We start from the raw sequence: 22,948 nt of genomic DNA, 5'->3' as shown, positions 1-22,948 counted from the left end.
CTCCCGGTAGTCGTGGTCTGGGTGATGCGGCCATGTTCCACGTGGAACATGGCAACTGGCGTATCCGTCTGCCAGCCATCCCTCAATAATTCATGGTCTACACAGGTGATAAATACCTGGCAGTCTAGGTCTTCCAATAAACGGCACAGCGCCAAACGATGTTGCTGATCGAGCTCGGACGGCAGGTCATCCACCAGATAAATACACTGTCCACGCTTGGTCTGATTCACCAAATGCCCTTGGGCAATCTTCAAGGCACAGACCACCAACTTCTGTTGGCCACGGGACAAAATATCCACTGCATTGTGAGCGCCGATACGAATACGCAAATCAGCGCGCTGCGGTCCTGCTTGGGTATGTCCGAGTTGTTGATCGCGCAACAGTGATGCACTGAGTACATCACTCAACGCACTATCCTTGTCCCAGCCACGTGAGTAGCTGAGGCTAAGCTCAGGCAACTCCAACAGCTCGCGCAATACCCGTTCAAACTCGGGTTTAAGCGCCTGTATGTAGCTACGCCGGTAGCCATCGATTTCATCGCTGGCAAGGCATAGCTCGCGGTCCCAGGCGGCTTGTGAAGCACTGTCCAGTGTACCACGGCGCAACCATGAGTTTCGCTGGCGCAAGGCCTTCTGCAGGCGCTGCCAGGCCGGCAGAAAGCGTGGTTCCACGTGGAACACACCCCAATCCAAAAACTGCCGACGCACCTTAGGCACCCCTTCGAGCAAACGAAAGCTGTCTGGGTTAATCAACTGCAGCGGTAAGGTCTCGGCAAGCTGGGCCGCGCTGCGTGCATTCTGCCCGTCGATGCGAATTTGAAATTGTCCCAGCCGATCACGGGAAATACCCAGATTGCGTTGGCCACCTTGGGTCAACTGCACCTGGCCAAAAATCGTGCACTCGGCCTGCTCGTACTGAATAACCGGCAGCAAGCGGGTACTGCGAAAAGATCGGGCGAGGCCGAGAAGGTGAATGGCTTCGAGCAAACTGGTTTTGCCGCTGCCATTGTCGCCGGAAAGAATATTAATGCGCGGGGAAGGGGAGAGGGTCACCGGGTGCAGATTACGCACCGCGGTGACGGTAAAGCGGGTTAAAGACATTAGCTAACAGACCGTTGCAGAACGTAGCGAGCGAAGGTCAGGCAAGGCAGGATCTGTTGAGGAAGCGCAGTGTACGGGTAGTACATGAGCACTCCGAAACTGATCCCAACGCGGCATGGCCGAGCGTAGTAGTTATTCAACGGTCTGTCGGTTACAGACGCATCGGCATAACCACGTAGGAGGAATCGTCGTTGCCTGCTTCTTGCACCAGGGCGCTGCTGTTGGAGTCGGACAAAATCAGCCGTACTTGATCGGTGCTCATCACGCCCAACACATCCAGCAGATAGCTGACGTTGAAGCCAATCTCCAGACTGCCGCCGTTGTAATCAACTGCCACTTCTTCTTCGGCTTCTTCTTGCTCTGGGTTGTTGGCCTGCATTTTCAGCAAACCCGAAGCCAGTTGCAGACGAATACCACGGTACTTCTCGTTGGACAAAATCGCGGTGCGGCTGAAGGCTTCACGCAGACCTTGGCGGTCAGCCAATACCAGCTTGTCACCGCCGCGTGGCAGCACACGTTCGTAGTCGGGGAACTTGCCGTCGACCAGTTTCGAGGTGAAGGTGAACTCGCCGGTAGTGGCACGAATATGGTGCTGACCCAGTACGATGCTGACGGTGCCATCTTGCTCGGTGAGCAGGCGCGCCAGTTCGAGAATGCCTTTACGCGGCACTATCACCTGATGCTTGTCGGCGTGTTCGATGCCGGCTTCCATGGCACACATCGCCAGGCGGTGGCCGTCGGTGGCCACGGCGCGCAGCACATTGGCGCTGACTTCCAGCAGCATGCCATTCAGGTAATAACGCACATCCTGCTGGGCCATGGCGAAACTGGTGCGCTCAATTAGGCGACGCAATTTTTGCTGTGACAAAACGAAAGTCAGTGAACCCTGACCCTCTTCAACCGAGGGGAAATCATTGGCCGGCAAGGTCGACAGGGTGAAACGACTACGGCCAGCTTTGACGATGAGTTTTTGCTCATCCACGCGGATATCGATCAGCGCGTCACTTGGCAGGCTCTTGCAAATATCCATCAACTTGCGCGCCGGCACAGTAATTTCACCAGGCTCCGCTGCTTCTTCCAACGTCACCCGGCCGACCAGTTCAACTTCGAGGTCGGTGCCGGTCAGGGACAACTGCTGGCCTTGCACCACCAGCAACACGTTGGAGAGTACGGGCAAAGTTTGACGCCGCTCGACAACGCCGGCGACCAGTTGCAGCGGTTTCAACAGAGCTTCGCGTTGAATAGTGAAATGCATGGTCTGTCCTTGTCTTATCAGTTTGCGTTGCTGCCCTCGGCGGGCAAACCTTAGGTAGTGAGTGTGCGCAGCAGGTTTTTATAGTCTTCACAGATGTCCGCGTCAGACTCGCGCAGTTGCGCAATCTTACGACAGCCATGCAAAACAGTGGTGTGGTCTCGTCCACCAAAAGCATCGCCGATTTCCGGCAGGCTGTGGTTGGTTAATTCTTTCGACAAGGCCATGGCCACCTGACGGGGTCGGGCCACCGAGCGCGAGCGGCGCTTGGAGAGCAAATCGGAAATTTTGATCTTGTAATACTCAGCCACGGTGCGCTGAATATTGTCGATGCTAACCAGTTTGTCCTGTAACGCCAGCAGGTCTTTTAGCGATTCACGAATCAGCTCGATGGTGATGTCGCGGCCCATAAAGTGTGCATGGGCAATCACCCGCTTAAGGGCGCCTTCCAGCTCGCGCACGTTGGAGCGAATCCGCTGGGCAATAAAGAACGCCGCGTCGTGAGGCAAATCAACCTTGGCTTGATCAGCCTTCTTCATCAAGATCGCCACCCGGGTTTCCAGCTCCGGTGGCTCGACAGCCACCGTCAGGCCCCAGCCAAAGCGCGATTTCAGTCGTTCTTCCAGACCATCGATTTCTTTCGGGTAACGGTCGCTGGTGAGAATTACCTGCTGGCCACCTTCGAGCAGCGCGTTGAAGGTGTGGAAAAACTCTTCCTGGGAGCGTTCCTTCTTGGCGAAGAACTGAATGTCATCGATCAGCAGTGCATCCACCGAGCGGTAGAAGCGTTTGAACTCGTTGATGGCATTCAGCTGCAGGGCCTTGACCATGTCAGCTACGAAACGCTCGGAATGCAGGTAAACCACCTTGGCATTCGGATTCTTCTTTAATAGGTGATTACCCACGGCGTGCATCAAGTGGGTCTTACCCAAGCCAACCCCACCATAAAGAAACAGCGGGTTGTAGCCATGCTTGGGATTGTCCGCGACCTGCCAAGCCGCCGCGCGGGCCAGCTGGTTCGACTTGCCTTCCACAAAGTTGTCGAAGGTGAAGGTGCGATTCAAATAACTGGTGTGCTTTAACGCGCCCTCAACCTGCACCATACGCTCGGTGCGGGCGGGCGGTAATTGGCCGCTGGCTCCGCGCATCGGATCGAAGCTGGCGCGCGACGGTTCATCCACCGATGAGACCACGTTCATCTGCGCCGTCGACGGCAGCGCGGCAGCAGGCGCAGGGCTAGCTACAGCTACGCTCGGTAACACTACTGATTGGCTCGGCGCGGGTCTGGCAGCCGCAGCACTGCGCTTACTGCCTATTAATAGCGACAGCGCCGGTGCTTGGCCATTACCGCGTTCATCGAGTAGCTCAAGCAGACGGCCGAGGTACTTTTCATTGACCCAATCGAGGACAAATCGATTGGGTGCATAGATGCGCAGCTCATCGCCTTCGGCTTCGATCTGTAGTGGGCGGATCCAGGTATTAAATTGCTGGGCAGGCAGCTCATCGCGAAGCAGCTCGACACACTGCTGCCAAAGGTCCAAGGACACGTAAATCCCCTAAAGTCGCGGCGCGACAAGGTCAAAAATCAGGCGCAATTGTAACGATCTGCGCCGGTGTTATCCACAACAAGCAGGCCTAACCAAAAAATAATCTGCTACTAAAGGAGGAAAGTGCACAACTCACCCAGGTCGACAGGAGGCCTGTGCATAACAAGCCATAAAGCCGGGGTAAAACCCATGGGATAACCGGTCGGATAACTCAACTGTTGATAACTAGCCTTTCTATCCCCAGCTTGTGCGCAGGCAGCGCACAGTCAAACCACGTCTTACTGACACCATTTCAAACCGCTGAAAGCCTTGCAAGTAAAGGGCTACAGCGAGTTTTCCACAGGAAAACGGCTGAGTAATAGTTATAAACAAAATAAAGATTCTTAAAATCTCTTTCTTTTTTATATTATTAACCTCTAAGAAAAAGCTGGTTGGAAATTGACCTACGGCTGCAGTTTCTCTAGAATTGCCGGTCTCTTTAAACGGGGGCCATTCCGGCCCGTAGTCGACCACCAGGTATACGCACGATGAAACGTACATTCCAACCAAGCACAATCAAGCGCGCTCGCACCCACGGTTTCCGTGCTCGCATGGCCACCAAGAACGGCCGTGCCGTCCTGTCGCGTCGTCGCGCCAAGGGCCGTAAGCGTCTGGCAGTCTGATAAACCCGGTACGGGTGATGAGTCGAGACTTCTGTCGGGAAAAGCGTCTGCTAACTCCCAGGCAATTTAAGGCAGTCTTCGACTCTCCCAGCGGTAAGGTTCCAGGTAAAAACGTTCTACTCCTTGCTCGTCTCAACAATCTTGATCATCCCCGTCTGGGCTTGGTGATCGGTAAAAAGAGCGTCAAGCTCTCCGTTGAACGTAATCGTCTTAAACGCCAAATTCGCGAATCCTATCGCCACAGCCAAGCGGCTTTGAGTGGTTGGGATATCGTCGTAGTGGCGCGCAAGGGCCTTGGCGATCTGGAAAACACTGAACTCGCTCAGCAGTTCGGTAAGCTCTGGAAACGCCTAGCGCGCAGTAAAGCTGTGCCTGAAACCACTGCACCTGAAACCACAGTTTCTGAAAGCAAGAGCCAAGCAGGGGTGGCAGACAGTCCCAATGCGTAAACTGGCCCTCGTGTCGATCCAGTTCTACCGCTTTGCCATCAGCCCAATGATGGCAAATCACTGTCGTTTCTATCCAAGCTGCTCCTGCTACGCGTATGAAGCCATCGAACAACATGGTTTTATCCGCGGCGGCTGGCTGACTGCACGTCGGCTTGGTCGCTGTCATCCGTGGCACGCCGGTGGCTACGATCCGGTACCCCTGGCTAAACATCCCCATCCCTCTTCGCTGGCCGAGTAATCATGAAAATTCATCGCTCGATCCCGATCGTCGCCCTGGCAATCGTGTCCTACCTGATGGTTTATCAGTGGAACGCTGACTACGGCATGGCGCAATTGCCTCCCGCAACAACTGCCGCCAGTAGCCAAGCTTCGTCAACCTTGACCGACAGCCCGGCTAGCAGCAAAACCAGCGAAGACGTCCCAACCAGCAGCAGTGAACACGTTGAAGCGATCAGCTCCGTGCCAGCCAGCAGCGACAAGCTGATTCGCGTGCAGACCGATGTGTTTGATCTGGCCATCGACCCTAAGGGTGGCGATGTTGTGCAGCTCAGTCTGCCCAAATACCCACTGCGTCAGGATCGGCCTGATGTGGCCTTTCCGCTGTTTGATAACTCCGCTAACCATGTATACATGGCCCAAAGTGGCCTGACCGGTGCCAATGGCCCAGATGCCCGCGCCAATGGCCGCCCGCTGTACAGCGCTAGCCAAGCCAGCTACCAGCTGGCTGAAGGTCAAGACGAGTTAGTGGTCGAGTTGAAGTTCAGCGAAGCTGGGATCAACTACGTTAAAAGCTTTAGCTTCAAGCGCGGCATCTACGACTTGGCCGTGAGTTACCGCATCGACAACCAAAGCAGCCAGGCGTGGAGCGGCAACCTGTTTGCCCAGCTCAAGCGTGATGCCAGTGCCGATCCATCCTCAAGCACCGCAACGGGCTCGGCGACCTATTTGGGCGCGGCACTCTGGACCGCTGCAAAGCCTTACACCAAGGTGTCGATGTCTGATATCGACAAAGGTCCATTCAAGGAAACCGTGCAGGGTGGCTGGGTTGCCTGGCTGCAGCACTACTTCGTGACGGCCTGGATTCCGGCTAAAGACGCCAGCAATCTGGTGCAAACCCGCAAAGACAGCCAAGGCAATTACATCGTTGGCTTTACCGGCCCTGCACTAAACATTCCCGCAGGTGCCAGCGTTGAAACCAGCGCGACCCTGTACGCCGGCCCAAAAATCCAGGAAGCCCTGAAGGTGCTATCCCCCGGCCTGGATAAAACCATCGACTACGGAGTACTTTGGTTTATTGCTGAACCGATTTTCTGGTTGCTGGAACATATCCACAACTTGCTGGGCAACTGGGGCTGGTCGATCATTGTTCTGACCATCCTGATCAAGCTGGCATTTTTCCCACTATCGGCCGCCAGCTATAAGTCGATGGCGCGCATGCGGGCCGTGTCGCCAAAACTGGCTGCGCTGAAAGAGCAGTTTGGTGATGATCGGCAGAAAATGTCGCAAGCGATGATGGAGCTGTACAAGAAGGAGAAGATCAATCCCCTTGGCGGCTGCCTGCCAATTCTGGTGCAGATGCCGGTATTCCTCTCGCTCTATTGGGTGCTGCTGGAAAGCGTAGAGATGCGTCAGGCACCCTGGCTGTTCTGGCTGACCGACCTGTCGACTAAAGATCCATTCTTCCTGTTGCCGATTATCATGGGCGCCACCATGTTTATTCAGCAGCAGCTCAACCCAACGCCGCCGGACCCGATGCAGGCCAAGGTGATGAAGCTGATGCCAATCATCTTCACCTTCTTCTTCCTCTGGTTCCCTGCCGGTCTGGTGCTGTACTGGGTGGTCAACAACTGCTTGTCGATTGCCCAGCAGTGGTACATTACCCGCAAGATCGAAGCTCAGATGGCCAAGGCTTAAGCCCGCTAATTTGCGCTTAGCTTGAACAAGACGCCCCCTCGTGGGGCGTTTTGCTACCTGCCATTTAGCCGCCAGAAAACCTCTCGAGAATGCCGCCATGCACCTAAACACCGAGACCATTGCCGCCGTAGCTACCGCTCAGGGCCGAGGTGGGGTCGGCATTGTGCGGGTGTCAGGGCCTTTGGCGCAGAGTATTGCGCTGGCCGTCAGTGGTCGTGAGTTAAAACCTCGCTATGCCCACTACGGCCCGTTTAACGATGGCGATGGTCAGGTGCTGGATCAGGGTTTGGCACTGTACTTCCCAGGGCCGCATTCCTTTACTGGCGAAGACGTACTGGAGTTGCAAGGCCATGGCGGCCCGGTGGTACTGGATTTACTGCTGCGCCGCTGTGTACAACTGGGCGCGCGACTGGCTCGCCCAGGTGAATTCAGTGAGCGAGCCTTTCTTAACGACAAGCTCGACCTGGCCCAAGCCGAGGCGATTGCCGACCTGATCGAAGCCAGCTCCGAGCAGGCCGCGCGCAATGCCTTGCGCTCGCTGCAGGGCGAGTTTTCCAAGCGCGTGCATGGGCTGACCGAGCGCCTGATCAATTTACGCATCTATGTGGAAGCGGCGATTGATTTCCCCGAGGAAGAGATCGACTTTCTCGCCGACGGTCACGTGCTCAAGCTGTTGGATGCGGTGCGCGCGGATTTAACCGGGGTGATCAAACAAGCTGGCCAAGGAGCGTTGCTGCGCGAGGGCATGACCGTGGTGATTGCCGGGCGGCCGAACGCCGGTAAATCCAGCCTGCTGAATGCCTTGGCCGGGCGCGAGGCGGCGATTGTCACGGCCATCGCAGGCACCACCCGCGATGTGCTGCGCGAGCACATTCATATCGATGGCATGCCGCTGCATGTGGTGGATACCGCGGGCCTGCGCGACACCGATGACCAGGTGGAAAAAATCGGCGTCGAACGCGCCCTCAAAGCCATTCATGAGGCCGACCGAGTCCTATTAGTAGTCGATGCAACCGCGCCGGAAGCGCTAGATCCCTTTGCTCTGTGGCCGGAGTTTCTGCAACAGCGGCCAGATCCGGCCAAGCTCACGCTGATCCGCAACAAGGCCGATCTGAGCAATGAGCCGGTGGCAATGCAGGTGTGTGAGGATGGCCATGTGACCATCAGCCTCTCGGCTAAATCCACCGAGGGCCTGGATTTACTCCGTGAGCACCTGAAAGCCTGCATGAGTTATGAACAAACCCTGGAGGGCAGCTTCAGTGCCCGTCGCCGCCACCTGGATGCGTTAAAACAAGCCAGCACGGCCCTCGAGCATGGCCACGCACAACTGACCCTGGCCGGCGCCGGTGAGCTGCTGGCCGAAGACTTACGCCAGGCTCAGCAGGTGCTGGGCGAGATCACCGGCGCCTTCAGCTCCGACGATTTGCTCGGACGGATTTTCTCCAGCTTTTGCATCGGCAAATAACTCTCTCCGCGTAAATCTGCGCGGCCGCTAGCCCCTCACAACCGACTTAAAGCAAAAATAATGCTGCAGCTAACCCGCTGCGGTAGGTTTTTGCCTGCCTGTTATAAGGACCAAAACCGCTATTTTTCGCCCCTAAGCTCTGTGGAAAAGCGGCCTTAAAAGCGGTCGATAAAGCGCCTTGGAAGCTGTTGAAAACCGCCTCTGTGGATAACTAGGCATTTCATCCACAAGCTTAGGGCGCTTATCCAAAAGCCCCAATGGCCCATAGCCACAGTTTTGTACAGGCTTTTGTCCATTGATTTTAAAGGGCTGTAGCCATCTATCCACAGAAAACAGGCTCAGTAGTTATAAACATAAAAATAAAGATTTAAATAAATTCATACTTATATTTTCTATTAATCAACAGCCCAAAGCGCTCAAGCCAGAGCGCAGGGCATTTTGTCCACAAGGCTTCTTTCAGACTGTCTTAGACCCTATACTGATCGGCTCTGAGCTTGGCTTAACGGCACAAGCCCTCTTTGCTAACAGGCACAAGGTGCGTGGTGGATTTTCCTTCCCGTTTTGATGTGATCGTAATCGGCGGTGGCCATGCCGGTACCGAGGCTGCGCTAGCGGCTGCCCGCATGGGGGTGAAAACCCTGTTGCTGACCCATAACGTCGAAACCCTTGGGCAAATGAGCTGCAATCCGGCCATTGGTGGTATTGGCAAGAGTCATCTGGTCAAAGAAATCGATGCACTCGGTGGTGCCATGGCCACCGCCACCGACCTGGGTGGTATTCAGTTTCGCGTGCTCAACGGTCGTAAAGGCCCAGCCGTGCGGGCCACCCGTGCTCAGGCGGATCGCTTGCTGTACAAGGCGGCGGTGCGGGAAATAATCGAAAACCAGCCTAACCTGTGGATATTTCAACAGGCCTGCGATGACCTGATTGTCGAGAATGCCGAGGTCAAGGGCGTCGTCACCCAGATGGGGCTGCGCATCTACGCCAACTCGGTAGTGCTGACCACCGGTACCTTCCTCGGTGGACTTATCCACATAGGCATGCAGAACTACTCCGGTGGTCGCGCCGGTGATCCGCCGTCGATTGCCTTGGCGCAACGGCTGCGTGAATTACCGCTGCGGGTGGGTCGCTTAAAAACCGGCACGCCGCCACGCATCGACGGTCGTTCGGTGGATTTTTCCAAGATGACCGAGCAACCGGGTGATACACCTATTCCAGTGATGTCGTTTCTGGGCAACCATGCTCAGCATCCACGCCAGGTGAGTTGCTGGATCACCCACACCAATGCCCGTACCCACGAGATCATTGCCGCCAATCTCGATCGCTCGCCGATGTACTCGGGCGTGATCGAAGGGATTGGCCCGCGTTACTGCCCGTCGATTGAAGACAAAATCCATCGCTTTGCCGACAAAGACAGCCATCAGGTGTTTATCGAGCCCGAGGGCCTGACCACCCACGAGCTGTACCCGAACGGCATTTCCACCTCGCTGCCATTCGATGTGCAGTTGCAACTTGTGCGCTCGATAGTTGGCATGGAAAACGCCCATATCGTTCGGCCCGGTTACGCCATCGAATACGATTACTTCGACCCACGGGATCTGAAGTACAGCCTGGAAACCAAGGTCATCGGTGGCTTGTTCTTTGCTGGGCAAATCAACGGCACCACCGGTTACGAAGAAGCGGCGGCCCAAGGTTTGCTCGCCGGCGCTAACGCAGCACTGCGGGCGCAAGGCAAAGACAGCTGGTGTCCACGTCGCGACGAGGCCTACATAGGCGTATTGGTCGACGACTTGATTACCCTCGGGACCCAAGAACCGTACCGAATGTTCACGTCGCGGGCCGAATACCGGCTGATTCTGCGTGAAGACAACGCCGACTTGCGTCTGACCGAGAAAGGCCGTGAACTGGGCCTGGTCGATGACGTGCGTTGGGCGGCCTTCTGCACCAAGCGCGAAGCCATCGAGCTGGAAGAGCAACGGCTGAAATCCACTTGGGTGCGCCCCGGCACGCCAGAGGGCGATGCGATTGCCGAACGTTTCGGCACGCCACTGACCCACGAATACAATTTGCTCAACTTGCTGACCCGGCCAGAAATTGATTATGCCGGCCTCAGTGCAGTGACCGGCAGCCCGGCACTCGACCCGCAAGTCGCCGAACAGGTCGAAATCAAGACCAAATACGCCGGTTACATCGACCGCCAGCAGGACGAAATTGTCCGCTTGCGCGCCAGTGAAAATACTCAGTTGCCAGACGATATTGACTACGTCGGGATTTCCGGGCTGTCCAAAGAGATTCAACACAAGCTCAGTCAGAGCCGCCCGCAGACTCTGGGTCAGGCCTCAAGAATCCCAGGCGTTACGCCGGCGGCGATTTCGCTGTTGCTGATTCATCTGAAAAAACGCGGCGCCGGCCGGCAGTTGGAGCAGAGTTCCTGATGTCTGCGGTCACCCAGCAACACGCCGATGAACTCAGCCAAGGTGCAATCCAGCTCGGCGTCAGCCTAAGCCCGCTGCAGCACAGCCAGTTGCTGGCGTATCTGGCCTTGCTGATCAAGTGGAACAAGGCCTATAACCTGACCGCAGTGCGCAATCCCGATGAGATGGTGTCCCGGCATTTGCTCGACAGTCTGAGCCTGGCACCCTTTATCGAGGGGGACAGCTGGCTGGATGTGGGCAGCGGCGGCGGCATGCCGGGCATTCCGCTGGCGATTGTGTTTCCAGACAAACACTTCACCTTGCTCGACAGTAACGGCAAAAAAACCCGCTTCCTGACCCAAGTGAAGCTCGAACTCAAGCTGGGCAATGTTCAGGTGATTAACGCGCGGGTTGAATCACTGCAGCCAGAGCAGCCGTTTGCCGGCATCGTTTCCCGGGCATTCAGCAGTTTGGCCGACTTTGCCAACTGGACGCGGCACCTGGGCAACCAGCACAGCCAGTGGCTGGCGATGAAAGGTCTGCATCCGAGCGATGAATTACAAGTTCTGCCCAGTGATTTCAGTCTGCAGGGTGAGCACGCCCTGGCGGTTCCAGGTTGCCAAGGCCAGCGTCATCTGCTGATACTGCGCCGCACGTTATGACCGGGGAAGCAGGCAGCCATGGCTAAGGTATTTGCAATCGCCAATCAGAAGGGCGGGGTCGGCAAGACCACCACCTGCATCAACTTGGCCGCCTCCTTGGTGGCGACCAAGCGCCGTGTCTTGCTGATAGACCTTGACCCGCAAGGCAACGCCACCATGGGCAGTGGCATCGACAAGCATGGGCTGGAGCACTCGATTTACGATGTGCTGATCGGTGAATGCACCATCGCCGATGCCATGCAGGTCTCGGAGCACGGCGGCTACAAGTTGCTGCCGGCCAACCGTGACCTGACCGCAGCCGAAGTCGGCTTGCTGGAAATGAACATGAAGGAAAGTCGCCTGCGTAATGCTTTGGCGCCGATCCGCGACAATTACGATTACATCCTGATCGACTGCCCACCGGCCCTGAGCATGTTGACGGTGAATGCCTTGGTGGCTGCCGATGGCGTGATTATCCCCATGCAGTGCGAGTACTACGCGCTCGAGGGCCTGTCCGATTTGGTCAATACCGTGCAGCGGATTACCGCGCTGCTCAACCCGACGCTGAAAATCGAGGGCTTGTTGCGGACTATGTACGACCCGCGCATTAGCCTGACCAACGATGTTTCCAACCAGCTGAAAGAGCATTTCGCCGATCAGCTGTATCAGACCGTTATCCCGCGCAATGTGCGTTTAGCTGAAGCGCCCAGCTTCGGCATGCCGGCATTGGTCTACGACAAGCAGTCGCGTGGTGCTATCGCCTATCTGGCCCTGGCTGGCGAACTGGTTCGTCGCCAGCGTGCCAGCGCTAAACCCGCAACCGTCTAAGGAATTCGCATGGCCGTGAAAAAACGAGGTCTGGGACGAGGCTTGGATGCCCTGTTGGGGAGCACCAGTGTCGCGAGTCTGGAAGAGCAGGCACAAAAGGCTGACAGCCGTGAATTTCAGTACCTGCCGTTGGACTTGGTCCAGCGCGGCAAATACCAGCCGCGCCGTGACATGGACCCGGCGGCATTGGAAGAGTTAGCCCAATCGATCAAGGCCCAAGGGGTCATGCAGCCGATTGTGGTGCGCCCGATTGCCAATGGCCGTTTCGAAATTATTGCCGGTGAGCGGCGCTGGCGTGCCAGTCAGCAAGCCGGACTTGAGACTATCCCGGCGATGGTCCGCGAAGTGCCCGATCAAGCCGCGATAGCGATGGCCTTGATCGAGAACATCCAGCGCGAAGACCTTAATCCGATCGAAGAAGCGGTCGCCTTGCAGCGTTTGCAGCAAGAGTTTCAGCTGACCCAGCAACAGGTGGCTGAGGCGGTTGGTAAGTCACGGGTCACCATTACCAATTTACTGCGTTTGATCGCCCTGCCCGAAGAGATCAAAACCCTGCTGTCCCACGGTGATCTGGAAATGGGCCATGCCCGGGCCTTGCTCGGTTTACCGGCGGCGCAACAGGTTGAGGGGGCGCGACACGTTGTCGCACGCGGCCTGACCGTGCGGCAAACCGAGGCCCTGGTCCGCCAGTGGCTGAACACTAAAGAGCAGCCGCCGGTTGAGGCAAAAATAGACCCGGATATCAGTCGCTTAGAGCAGCGTCTGGCCGAGAAACTGGGGGCTGCAGTACAGATTAAGCATGGTCAGAAAGGCCGTGGTCAGTTGGTGATCAAGTACAGTTCGCTGGATGAATTACAGGGTGTTTTGGCACACATACGTTGAATCCCATAGGGTGGCGACGTATGGTCGGAAATCCCTAGCTAGAGGTTGAACCCAAAAGCCTCGGACCCTATAATTCGCGCGCTTTTTGTCGGCACAAAATATGCCAAGTTTTTTGAGTTAAGGCGGCCGACGCCAGAGGTAAGCAAGATGAATGCGCGCACGTCACACCGCATAGCATTTCATAAGTTACCGGTGTTCCCGGTCTTGCTGACTCAATTAGTTGTACTACTGTTAGCTGCTGCCATATTGTTTGGCTGGCGTGGCGCGGTAGAAAGTTATTCAGGTTTGTGCGGGGGCTTGATTGCCTGGCTCCCGAATATGTATTTCGCCCACAAGGCGTTTCGCTTTAGCGGAGCACGGGCGGCCCAAGCGATTATCCGGTCTTTTTATGCCGGTGAAGCGGGCAAGTTAATTCTGACGGCAGTGCTTTTTGCATTGACGTTTGCAGGGGTAAAACCACTCAGTGCGCTGGCCGTTTTTGGCGTGTTTGTGTTGACCCAGTCGGTCAGCTGGTTTTCACCCTTGTTGATCAGAGCAAAACATTCGAGACCTTAGAGCGTTTGAGGCAACCATGGCAGCAGAAACCGCTTCGGGCTATATCCAGCATCACTTACAGAACCTGACTTTCGGGCGTCTGGCCAGTGGTGATTGGGGCTTCGCCCACACCGCCGCACAAGCAAAAGAAATGGGCTTTTGGGCATTCCACGTCGATACCCTCGGCTGGTCTGTTGCATTGGGTCTGATCTTTATCCTGATTTTCCGCCTCGCCGCAAGGAAAGCCACTTCCGGCCAACCTGGGGCGCTGCAAAACTTTGTTGAGGTGATGGTCGATTTCGTTGACGGCAGCGTCAAAGATACCTTCCATGCCCGCAACCCACTGATTGCCCCCTTGGCCCTGACGATTTTTGTCTGGATCTTCATGATGAATACCATCGACCTGATTCCGGTTGACTGGATTCCTCAATTGGCGATTCTGCTTACCGGCAACGAACACATACCCTTCCGCGCCGTGCCGACCACAGATCCAAACGCGACCTTGGGCATGGCCCTGTCGGTGTTTGCACTGATCATTTTCTACAGCATCAAGGTCAAGGGCATCGGCGGCTTCATCGGCGAACTCACCCTGCACCCGTTCAGCAGCAACAACTTGGCGGTCAAGATTATTCTGATTCCGCTGAACTTCTTGCTTGAGTTCGTGACCCTGGTTGCCAAGCCAATTTCCCTGGCACTGCGACTGTTCGGCAACATGTATGCCGGCGAGCTGGTGTTTATCTTGATTGCGGTGATGTTCGGCAGTGGCTTGCTTTGGCTGAGTGGCCTTGGCGTAGTGCTGCAATGGGCGTGGGCTGTGTTCCACATCCTGATCATCACCCTGCAAGCGTTCATCTTCATGATGCTGACCATCGTTTACTTGGCCATGGCTCACGAAGATAACCATTAATAGCGTCTAACGCCGTTAATGACCTCTCCTTGGGAGAGGGGCCCGCAAGGGCCGAGAGACTGAATTTGCTGCACCGTTTTACCGCTTTATCAAAACCTTTAACCAATACGACGTAAAAAGTCGGGAGGAAAGATGGAAACTGTAGTTGGTCTAACCGCGATCGCCGTTGCACTGCTGATTGGCCTGGGTGCCTTGGGTACCGCTATTGGCTTTGGCCTGTTGGGTGGCAAGTTCTTGGAAGGCGCCGCGCGTCAACCAGAAATGGTTCCAATGCTGCAAGTTAAAATGTTCATCGTTGCCGGTCTGCTCGACGCCGTAACCATGATCGGTGTTGGTATCGCATTGTTCTTCACCTTTGCTAACCCGTTCTTGGCACAAGTTACCCAGTAAATCTCGTTTTGAGAGTTACTGACAACGAACGAGTGAGGTGTTGGCGTGAACATTAATGCAACCCTGATTGGTCAGTCCGTTGCGTTCTTCATCTTTGTCATGTTCTGCATGAAGTTTGTATGGCCTCCGGTCATTACAGCAATGCGTGAACGGCAAAAGAAGATCGCCGATGGTCTGGACGCTGCCAGCCGAGCTACTCGTGATCTGGAACTGGCCCACGAGAAAGTGGGTCAGCAACTGCGCGAAGCAAAAACGCAGGCAGCTGAAATCATCGAGCAAGCCAAGAAACGCGGCACTCAGTTAGTAGACGAAGCCCGTGATCAGGCTCGCGTTGAAGCTGAACGTGTGAAGGCTCAGGCTCAGGCCGAAATCGAGCAGGAAATTAACAGTGTCAAAGATGCGCTGCGCGCCCAATTGGGTAGCCTGGCAGTCAGCGGTGCTGAGAAGATTCTGAGCGCGACTATCGACCAAAACGCTCATGCGGAGCTAGTTGCGAAACTGGCAGCCGAAATTTAAGCGAGGGCTATCATGGCAGAATTGACCACGTTGGCCCGACCTTACGCTAAAGCTGCTTTTGAGTACGCTCAAGCCAATCAGCAATTGACCCAATGGTCTGAGTTGCTTGGCTTGGCTGGCGCGGTGTCGCAAGACGCCACGGTTCAGCGCGTACTCAAAGCACCGCGTTTGACGAGTACAGATAAGGCCACCACCTTTATTGAGGTGTGTGGTGACAAGTTCAGCGCCCAGGTGCGTAACTTCCTAATCATCGTTTCGGAAAACAACCGTTTGGAGTTGTTGCCGGAAATCGCCGCCTTGTTCGATCTGTATAAAGCAGAACAAGAACGCTCGGTAGATGTGGACGTTACCAGTGCCTTTGCGCTGAACGATGAACAGCAAGACAAACTCGCCAAGGTTCTCAGTGCACGACTCGGTCGTGAAGTGCGTCTGCACGCTGCGGAGGATGCCAGCCTGATAGGTGGCGTCGTAATCCGCGCTGGCGACTTGGTTATCGATGGCTCAGTTCGCGGCAAACTCGCGAAATTGGCCGAAGCATTGAAATCTTGAGTTTGAAGGGGCAGCAGAGCAATGCAGCAACTCAATCCTTCCGAAATAAGTGAAATCATCAAGGCTCGCATCGAGAAACTCGATGTAAGTTCCCAAGCCCGCAACGAAGGCACTATCGTCAGCGTGTCTGACGGTATTGTGCGGATTCACGGTCTCGCCGACGTAATGTACGGCGAAATGATCGAGTTCCCGGGTGGCGTCTACGGTATGGCCATGAACCTTGAGCGCGACTCTGTCGGCGCCGTGGTTCTAGGTGCTTACCAGTCGCTGGCTGAAGGCATGAGTGCCAAGTGCACCGGCCGCGTTCTAGAAGTACCGGTTGGTCCGGAACTGCTGGGTCGCGTAGTCGATGCTCTGGGTAACCCTGTCGACGGTAAAGGCCCTCTGAACAACGTCGCTACCGACGCGGTTGAGAAGGTTGCTCCGGGCGTGATCTGGCGTAAGTCGGTCGACCAACCTGTGCAAACAGGTTACAAGGCCGTTGATGCCATGATCCCGGTTGGCCGTGGTCAGCGTGAATTGATCATCGGCGACCGTCAGATCGGTAAAACCGCTCTGGCGATCGATGCGATCATCAACCAGAAGAACAGCGGGATTTACTGCGTTTACGTAGCTATTGGTCAGAAGCAATCGACCATCGCTAACGTAGTGCGCAAGCTCGAAGAAAACGGCGCTTTGGCTAACACCATCATCGTTGCCGCCAGTGCTTCCGAATCTGCTGCGCTGCAATTTATTGCACCGTACGCCGGTTGCACCATGGGCGAGTACTTCCGTGACCGCGGTGAAGACGCGCTGATCGTTTATGACGATCTGTCCAAGCAAGCAGTGGCTTATCGCCAGATTTCCCTGCTGCTGCGCCGTCCACCAGGCCGTGAAGCTTACCCAGGCGACGTGTTCTATCTCCATAGCCGTCTATTGGAGCGCGCATCGCGTGTATCCGAAGAGTACGTTGAGAAGTTCACCAACGGTGCTGTGACTGGTAAAACCGGTTCCTTGACCGCATTGCCGATCATCGAAACTCAAGCTGGCGACGTTTCCGCGTTCGTTCCGACCAACGTGATTTCGATCACCGACGGTCAGATCTTCCTGGAATCGGCGATGTTCAACTCCGGTATTCGTCCGGCTGTGAACGCTGGTGTTTCGGTATCGCGTGTTGGTGGCGCTGCGCAGACCAAGATTATCAAGAAGCTTTCCGGTGGTATCCGTACCGCTCTGGCTCAGTACCGTGAATTGGCGGCTTTCGCCCAGTTCGCTTCTGACCTGGACGAAGCCACTCGTAAGCAGCTTGAGCATGGTCAGCGCGTTACCGAGCTGATGAAGCAGAAGCAATACGCGCCGATGTCGATCGCTGACATGTCGTTGTCCCTGTACGCCGCAGAACGCGGCTTCCTGGTGGATATCGAAATCACCAAGATCGGCAGCTTCGAGCAGGCCTTGATTGGTTATTTCAACCGCGATCTCGCCGATTTGATGGCGAAGATCAACGTGAAGGGTGACTTCAATGACGAAATCGACGCTGGCATGAAAGCCGGTATCGAGAAGTTCAAGGCCACCCAAACCTGGTAAGCCGCAGCGGGGGTCGCAAGACCTCCGCCTGCTAAACCGATAGGTGTTACATGGCAGGCGCAAAAGAGATTCGCAGTAAAATTGCGAGCATCAAAAGCACGCAAAAGATCACCAGCGCCATGGAAAAGGTGGCTGTCAGCAAAATGCGCAAGGCACAAATGCGCATGGCTGCTGGCCGCCCCTATGCTGAGCGGATTCGTCAGGTGATTGGTCACTTGGCTAACGCAAACCCGGAATATCGCCATAGCTTCATGATCGAACGCGCTGTAAAGCGGGTTGGTTATGTAGTGGTGAGCAGTGACCGTGGTCTGTGTGGTGGCTTGAACACCAACCTGTTCAAGGCATTGGTCCGTGACATGGCGGTAAACCGCGAACAAGGCGTGGAGATTGATCTCTGCGTGGTCGGTAGCAAAGGTGCGGCATTCTTCCGCAACTACGGCGGTAACGTCGTTGCAGCTATCAGCCAACTTGGTGAAGAACCGTCGATCAATGATCTGATCGGTAGCGTTAAGGTGATGCTGGATGCTTACTTAGAGAGCCGTATTGATCGTCTCTCGGTAGTCTCCAACAAGTTTGTTAACACCATGACGCAGCAACCAACAGTTGAGCAGTTGATTCCGTTGGTAGCTACCGCTGATCAAGAACTCAAGCATCACTGGGACTATCTCTACGAACCCGACGCCAAACAGCTGCTGGACGGCTTGATGGTTCGCTACGTGGAGTCGCAGGTGTACCAGGCGGTGATCGAGAACAACGCCGCTGAACAAGCAGCGCGGATGATCGCGATGAAGAACGCTACTGATAACGCCGGTGACCTGATCAGCGATTTGCAGCTGATCTACAACAAGGCGCGTCAGGCTGCGATCACCCAAGAGATCTCGGAAATCGTCGGCGGCGCAGCCGCGGTCTAATTTAGAGGAACCAGCTATGAGTAGCGGACGTATCGTTCAAATCATCGGCGCCGTGATCGACGTGGAATTTCCGCGCGATCAGGTTCCGAGCATTTATGACGCCCTGAAAGTTCAAGGCGCCGAAACCACTCTCGAAGTTCAGCAACAGCTGGGTGACGGCGTGGTACGTACCATTGCAATGGGTTCGACCGAAGGCTTGAAGCGCGGTCTGGACGTTGCAAACACTGGCGCAGCCATCTCCGTACCGGTCGGTAAAGCGACCCTGGGCCGGATCATGGACGTACTGGGCAACCCAATCGACGAAGCTGGCCCGATTGGCGAAGAAGAGCGTTGGGGCATTCACCGTCCTGCGCCAACTTTCGCTGAACAAGCCGGCGGCAACGACCTGTTGGAAACTGGCATCAAGGTTATCGACCTGATCTGCCCGTTCGCCAAAGGCGGTAAGGTTGGTCTGTTCGGTGGTGCCGGTGTAGGCAAAACCGTAAACATGATGGAACTGATCCGTAACATCGCCATCGAGCACAGCGGTTATTCCGTGTTCGCCGGTGTGGGTGAGCGTACTCGTGAGGGTAACGACTTCTACCACGAGATGAAGGACTCCAACGTTCTGGACAAAGTGGCACTGGTTTACGGTCAGATGAACGAGCCGCCGGGTAACCGTCTGCGCGTAGCCTTGACCGGTCTGACCATGGCCGAGAAGTTCCGTGACGAAGGTAACGACGTACTGTTGTTCGTTGACAACATCTACCGTTACACCTTGGCCGGTACTGAAGTATCTGCACTGCTCGGCCGTATGCCGTCTGCCGTGGGTTATCAGCCGACTCTGGCCGAAGAAATGGGCACTCTGCAAGAGCGCATCACTTCGACCAAGAATGGTTCGATCACCTCGATCCAGGCCGTTTACGTACCTGCGGATGACTTGACTGACCCGTCCCCGGCGACCACCTTCGCCCACTTGGACGCTACCGTTGTTCTGTCGCGTGACATCGCCTCTCTGGGTATCTACCCAGCGGTCGATCCACTCGATTCGACTTCGCGTCAGCTGGATCCAATGGTGATTGGCCAGGAGCACTACGACACCGCTCGTAGCGTTCAGTACGTACTGCAGCGCTACAAAGAGCTGAAGGACATCATCGCGATCCTGGGTATGGATGAGCTGTCGGAAACCGACAAGCAGTTGGTATCCCGTGCGCGTAAAATCCAGCGCTTCTTGTCGCAGCCGTTCTTCGTGGCTGAAGTCTTCACCGGTGCATCGGGCAAATACGTTTCCCTGAAAGACACCATCGCAGGCTTCAAAGGCATTCTTAACGGTGACTACGACCATCTGCCAGAACAAGCGTTCTACATGGTTGGTGGTATCGAAGAAGCCGTCGAGAAAGCCAAGAAACTGTAATCCGAGCGCCCGGCAACGGGCGCGTCAAGGGCTGTTGACAGCGTCGCGAGCGACGGACAGGCAAGGCGAAAGTCGGTGAGGACGCGGAGTTTACGTCGGTAAATGAGCAGTCCGAACCGGCTTTCAACGCGGCTTGACCGAGCGCAGTAGCTGCCAACTGCCCGACTCGTGAGGCAAGCACATGTCTATGACAGTCCATTGCGATATCGTCAGTGCGGAAGCGGAGATTTTTTCCGGTCTGGTAGAAATGGTCGTTGCACACGGCAACCTGGGTGATCTGGGTATTGCTTTGGGTCACGCGCCACTGATTACTGACCTGAAGCCGGGCCCGATTCGGGTGATCAAGCAGGGCGGCGAAACCGAGGTGTTCTACATCTCCGGTGGCTTCCTGGAAGTTCAGCCGAACATGATTAAGGTCTTGGCCGATACCGTGTTGCGCGCTGCAGACATCGATGAAGCAGCTGCTCAGACGGCCCTTAAGGCCGCTGAAAAGGCTCTGCATGAGCATAGCGCGGAGTTCGATTACGGCTCCGCTGCCGCTCATCTGGCTGAAGTTGCAGCCCAGCTGCGTACTGTTCAGCAGTTGCGTAAGAAGTTCGGCGGTTAATCACCAACGGCTTCAGCGCAATAGAGAAAAAGGGTAGCCTTGGCTACCCTTTTTTTTGCCCGTATTTTTTGCCCGAAATCATCACACCATCAACGCCAACCACCCGCAGGAAGCCCCTAATGTCGCTCGATATCATCATTCTCGCCGCCGGCCAAGGCACTCGCATGCGCTCGGCTCTGCCCAAGGTATTGCATCCGGTGGCGGGTAAATCGATGCTCGGGCACGTGATAGATACGGCGCGGCAACTGCAACCACAGAGCATTCAAGTGGTGATTGGCCACGGCGCCGAGGCGGTGCGGGAGCGCTTAGCCGCTGATGATTTGAATTTTGTCCTGCAGAGCGAGCAGCTGGGCACTGGCCACGCGGTGGCGCAAGCCTTGCCGGCCTTGAGTGCCGAGCGGGTATTGATTCTCTATGGTGACGTGCCGCTGATTGAGGTGGAAACCCTGCAGCGTTTATTGCAGCAAGTCGGGCCACGACAGCTTGGGCTGCTGACGGTCGATCTGCTCGACCCGACAGGCTACGGGCGCATCGTCCGTGACGATCAGGCTGTGGTCCTGGCCATAGTCGAGCATAAGGATGCCACGCCCGCGCAGCGCGCCATCTGTGAAGGCAACACCGGCATTCTGGCGGTGCCTGGCAAGTTGTTGGCCGACTGGCTGGGCCGGCTGTCGAACAGCAATGCCCAGGGCGAATACTATTTAACCGACGTGATCGCCATGGCGGTGGCCGACGGCCTAGTGGTTGCCACCGAACAAGCCAACGACGAAATGGAAGTGCTGGGTGCCAACGACCGTATGCAACTGGCGCAGTTGGAGCGGCATTACCAATACCGCGCGGCACGGCGCTTGATGGCGCAAGGCGTGACCCTGCGCGATCCGGCGCGTTTCGATGTGCGTGGCGAGGTGACTGTCGGTCGCGATGTGCTGATCGATGTGAACGTGATTCTCGAAGGCCGGGTCATCATCGAAGACAATGTGCAAATCGGCCCCAACTGCGTGATCAAGGACAGCATTCTGCGCCAGGGTGCGCAGGTTAAAGCCAACAGTCATCTGGATGGCGCCGAGCTGGGCGCGGGCAGTGATTGCGGTCCCTTCGCGCGCTTGCGTCCTGGCACAGTGCTGGGCGCCAAGGCCCATGTGGGTAACTTCGTCGAATTGAAGAACGCTCAGTTAGGTGACGGCGCCAAGGCTGGCCACCTGAGTTATCTCGGCGATGCGGTGATAGGCGCGCGAACTAACATCGGCGCCGGCACCATCACCTGCAACTATGACGGTGCCAACAAGTTCAAGACCGTTATGGGTGAGGACGTGTTTATCGGCTCCAACAGCTCGCTGGTTGCGCCCCTGATGTTGGGCGACAAAACCACCACCGGCGCCGGCTCGGTGATTACCGCCGATGTGCCGGCCAACACCCTGGCCGTCGGCCGCGCCAAGCAACGCAATATCGAAGGCTGGAAGCGCCCAACCAAGAAATAGGCCGGTAGGGTGGTCAACCGCGAAGCGTTGTTGGCCACCGAGATCGCTCAAACAGCATGGGTATCGCTGCGCTCAACCAATCCTACGGCCTTTTGTCGTTTTCAGGCTTGACGCAAAAGCTTCATTAGGTTTTGATTCGCACAGTTATCTTTCGAATCGAAACTATCTGATGTCCAAGCGCAACACACCGCAACGTCGTCATGCCATTTTGGCTCTGCTCGCCGAGCAGGGCGAAGTGAGTGTCGATCAGCTGGCCAAGGCTTTCGACACCTCGGAAGTCACCATCCGCAAGGACCTCACCGCGCTGGAAAAAAGCGGTCTGTTGCTGCGCCGCTACGGTGGCGCAGTGCCGATGCCGCACGAGTTAATCAGCGAGCCGACTCAGCCCCTCTCACCCTATAAGCAAGCAATCGCCACTGCGGCTGCCGGTTGTATCCGCGAACACGCGCGGATCATTATCGATAGCGGCAGCACCACTGCTGCGATGATCCCGCAACTGGGCCATAAGCCCGGCCTAGTGGTGATGACCAACTCACTGAATGTGGCCCGCGCCCTGAGTGAACTTGAACATGAGCCGGTATTGCTGATGACTGGCGGCACTTGGGACCCGCATTCCGAGTCGTTCCAAGGTCAGGTGGCCGAACAAGTGCTGCGCTCCTACGATTTTGACCAGTTGTTTATCGGCGCCGATGGTATCGATCTGGCCCGTGGTACCACCACCTTCAATGAACTGCTCGGCCTGAGCCGGGTGATGGCCGAGGTGGCCCGCGAGGTCATAGTGCTGCTGGAGTCGGATAAAATCGGCCGCAAGATTCCTAATCTGGAGCTGCCCTGGAGCAGCATCCATACCCTGATAACCGACGAGCGCCTCGCCCCCGAGGCTCGTGCACAGATAACCGCGCGCGGGATCATTTTGATCTGCGCCGCAGTCCCAGCTAAGTAA

General features: G+C 56.1%; 22 protein-coding genes and 1 pseudogene. 20 read left to right on the top strand and 3 right to left on the bottom strand.

Features of this window, described 5'->3' with window-relative positions; genetic code table 11:
* The 3 genes and pseudogenes from recF to dnaA form a co-directional block, all read right to left on the bottom strand.
* Positions 1 to 1,100: pseudogene (gene recF / locus Q8R10_RS14565) on the bottom strand (DNA replication/repair protein RecF); the annotation flags it as partial.
* Positions 1,101 to 1,251: 151 nt separating this feature from the next.
* Entirely contained in the window at positions 1,252 to 2,355 is a 1,104-nt protein-coding gene (gene dnaN, locus Q8R10_RS14560) for a DNA polymerase III subunit beta (protein WP_305654563.1), read from the bottom strand.
* 50 nt (positions 2,356 to 2,405) lie between these two features.
* Positions 2,406 to 3,899, bottom strand: a complete 1,494-nt coding sequence (dnaA, locus tag Q8R10_RS14555; protein ID WP_305654562.1) for a chromosomal replication initiator protein DnaA — start codon at positions 3,897 to 3,899, stop codon at positions 2,406 to 2,408.
* Positions 3,900 to 4,426: 527 nt separating this feature from the next.
* Between dnaA and rpmH the strand changes: the two genes are divergently transcribed.
* From rpmH to Q8R10_RS14455, 20 genes are all read left to right on the top strand, one after another.
* Positions 4,427 to 4,561 carry a 50S ribosomal protein L34 gene (gene rpmH / locus Q8R10_RS14550; protein ID WP_002551315.1) on the top strand — a complete coding sequence of 45 codons (135 nt, stop codon included), beginning with the start codon at positions 4,427 to 4,429 and terminating at the stop codon, positions 4,559 to 4,561.
* A 17-nt stretch (positions 4,562 to 4,578) separates the two neighbouring features.
* Complete coding sequence (gene rnpA / locus Q8R10_RS14545; protein ID WP_371133349.1) at positions 4,579 to 5,010, top strand: ribonuclease P protein component; 432 nt, start codon at positions 4,579 to 4,581, stop codon at positions 5,008 to 5,010.
* A complete protein-coding gene (yidD, locus tag Q8R10_RS14540; protein ID WP_305654560.1) occupies positions 5,003 to 5,248 on the top strand; it encodes a membrane protein insertion efficiency factor YidD in 246 nt (81 codons plus the stop codon). The genes rnpA and yidD overlap by 8 nt, the downstream gene beginning before the upstream one ends.
* A 2-nt stretch (positions 5,249 to 5,250) precedes the next feature.
* Positions 5,251 to 6,924 (top strand): membrane protein insertase YidC, encoded by a 1,674-nt coding sequence (yidC, locus tag Q8R10_RS14535; RefSeq protein WP_305654559.1) that lies wholly within the window; start codon positions 5,251 to 5,253, stop codon positions 6,922 to 6,924.
* 97 nt (positions 6,925 to 7,021) lie between these two features.
* Positions 7,022 to 8,389, top strand: coding sequence for a tRNA uridine-5-carboxymethylaminomethyl(34) synthesis GTPase MnmE (gene mnmE / locus Q8R10_RS14530; protein WP_305654558.1), 1,368 nt, complete (start codon positions 7,022 to 7,024; stop codon positions 8,387 to 8,389).
* Positions 8,390 to 8,931: 542 nt separating this feature from the next.
* Positions 8,932 to 10,824: a tRNA uridine-5-carboxymethylaminomethyl(34) synthesis enzyme MnmG gene (mnmG, locus tag Q8R10_RS14525; RefSeq protein ID WP_305654557.1), complete on the top strand. Its 1,893-nt coding sequence runs from the start codon at positions 8,932 to 8,934 to the stop codon at positions 10,822 to 10,824.
* Positions 10,824 to 11,465: a 16S rRNA (guanine(527)-N(7))-methyltransferase RsmG gene (rsmG, locus tag Q8R10_RS14520; protein WP_305654556.1), complete on the top strand. Its 642-nt coding sequence runs from the start codon at positions 10,824 to 10,826 to the stop codon at positions 11,463 to 11,465. The genes mnmG and rsmG overlap by 1 nt, the downstream gene beginning before the upstream one ends.
* Positions 11,466 to 11,483: 18 nt before the next feature.
* Entirely contained in the window at positions 11,484 to 12,272 is a 789-nt protein-coding gene (locus Q8R10_RS14515; protein WP_305654555.1) for a ParA family protein, read from the top strand.
* Between the two features lie 9 nt (positions 12,273 to 12,281).
* Entirely contained in the window at positions 12,282 to 13,154 is an 873-nt protein-coding gene (locus Q8R10_RS14510; protein WP_305654554.1) for a ParB/RepB/Spo0J family partition protein, read from the top strand.
* Between the two features lie 147 nt (positions 13,155 to 13,301).
* The gene (locus tag Q8R10_RS14505) at positions 13,302 to 13,709 is read left to right on the top strand and encodes a F0F1 ATP synthase subunit I (protein ID WP_305654553.1); all 408 of its coding nucleotides are present in this window, start codon (positions 13,302 to 13,304) and stop codon (positions 13,707 to 13,709) included.
* Positions 13,710 to 13,725: 16 nt separating this feature from the next.
* Positions 13,726 to 14,595, top strand: coding sequence for a F0F1 ATP synthase subunit A (atpB, locus tag Q8R10_RS14500; RefSeq protein WP_305654552.1), 870 nt, complete (start codon positions 13,726 to 13,728; stop codon positions 14,593 to 14,595).
* 132 nt (positions 14,596 to 14,727) lie between these two features.
* Positions 14,728 to 14,985 (top strand): F0F1 ATP synthase subunit C, encoded by a 258-nt coding sequence (gene atpE / locus Q8R10_RS14495; RefSeq protein ID WP_305654551.1) that lies wholly within the window; start codon positions 14,728 to 14,730, stop codon positions 14,983 to 14,985.
* 45 nt (positions 14,986 to 15,030) lie between these two features.
* Positions 15,031 to 15,501: a F0F1 ATP synthase subunit B gene (locus Q8R10_RS14490; RefSeq protein WP_305654550.1), complete on the top strand. Its 471-nt coding sequence runs from the start codon at positions 15,031 to 15,033 to the stop codon at positions 15,499 to 15,501.
* A gap of 12 nt (positions 15,502 to 15,513) precedes the next feature.
* Positions 15,514 to 16,050 carry a F0F1 ATP synthase subunit delta gene (locus tag Q8R10_RS14485; protein ID WP_305654549.1) on the top strand — a complete coding sequence of 179 codons (537 nt, stop codon included), beginning with the start codon at positions 15,514 to 15,516 and terminating at the stop codon, positions 16,048 to 16,050.
* A 21-nt stretch (positions 16,051 to 16,071) separates the two neighbouring features.
* Entirely contained in the window at positions 16,072 to 17,616 is a 1,545-nt protein-coding gene (gene atpA / locus Q8R10_RS14480; protein ID WP_305654548.1) for a F0F1 ATP synthase subunit alpha, read from the top strand.
* 50 nt (positions 17,617 to 17,666) lie between these two features.
* On the top strand, positions 17,667 to 18,527 hold the full coding sequence (gene atpG, locus Q8R10_RS14475; RefSeq protein ID WP_305654547.1) for a F0F1 ATP synthase subunit gamma: 861 nt from the start codon (positions 17,667 to 17,669) through the stop codon (positions 18,525 to 18,527).
* Between the two features lie 16 nt (positions 18,528 to 18,543).
* Positions 18,544 to 19,920, top strand: a complete 1,377-nt coding sequence (atpD, locus tag Q8R10_RS14470) for a F0F1 ATP synthase subunit beta (protein WP_305654546.1) — start codon at positions 18,544 to 18,546, stop codon at positions 19,918 to 19,920.
* Positions 19,921 to 20,101: 181 nt separating this feature from the next.
* Positions 20,102 to 20,527, top strand: a complete 426-nt coding sequence (locus Q8R10_RS14465) for a F0F1 ATP synthase subunit epsilon (protein WP_305654545.1) — start codon at positions 20,102 to 20,104, stop codon at positions 20,525 to 20,527.
* 119 nt (positions 20,528 to 20,646) lie between these two features.
* Positions 20,647 to 22,005, top strand: a complete 1,359-nt coding sequence (glmU, locus tag Q8R10_RS14460) for a bifunctional UDP-N-acetylglucosamine diphosphorylase/glucosamine-1-phosphate N-acetyltransferase GlmU (protein ID WP_305654544.1) — start codon at positions 20,647 to 20,649, stop codon at positions 22,003 to 22,005.
* A gap of 166 nt (positions 22,006 to 22,171) precedes the next feature.
* The gene (locus tag Q8R10_RS14455) at positions 22,172 to 22,948 is read left to right on the top strand and encodes a DeoR/GlpR family DNA-binding transcription regulator (RefSeq protein ID WP_305654735.1); all 777 of its coding nucleotides are present in this window, start codon (positions 22,172 to 22,174) and stop codon (positions 22,946 to 22,948) included.

This window comes from Pseudomonas sp., from assembly GCF_030698175.1.
Lineage (GTDB): Bacteria > Pseudomonadota > Gammaproteobacteria > Pseudomonadales > Pseudomonadaceae > Aquipseudomonas.
Note: the sequence above shows the minus strand (reverse complement) of the source record. Positions and strands in the feature narration are given on the sequence as shown.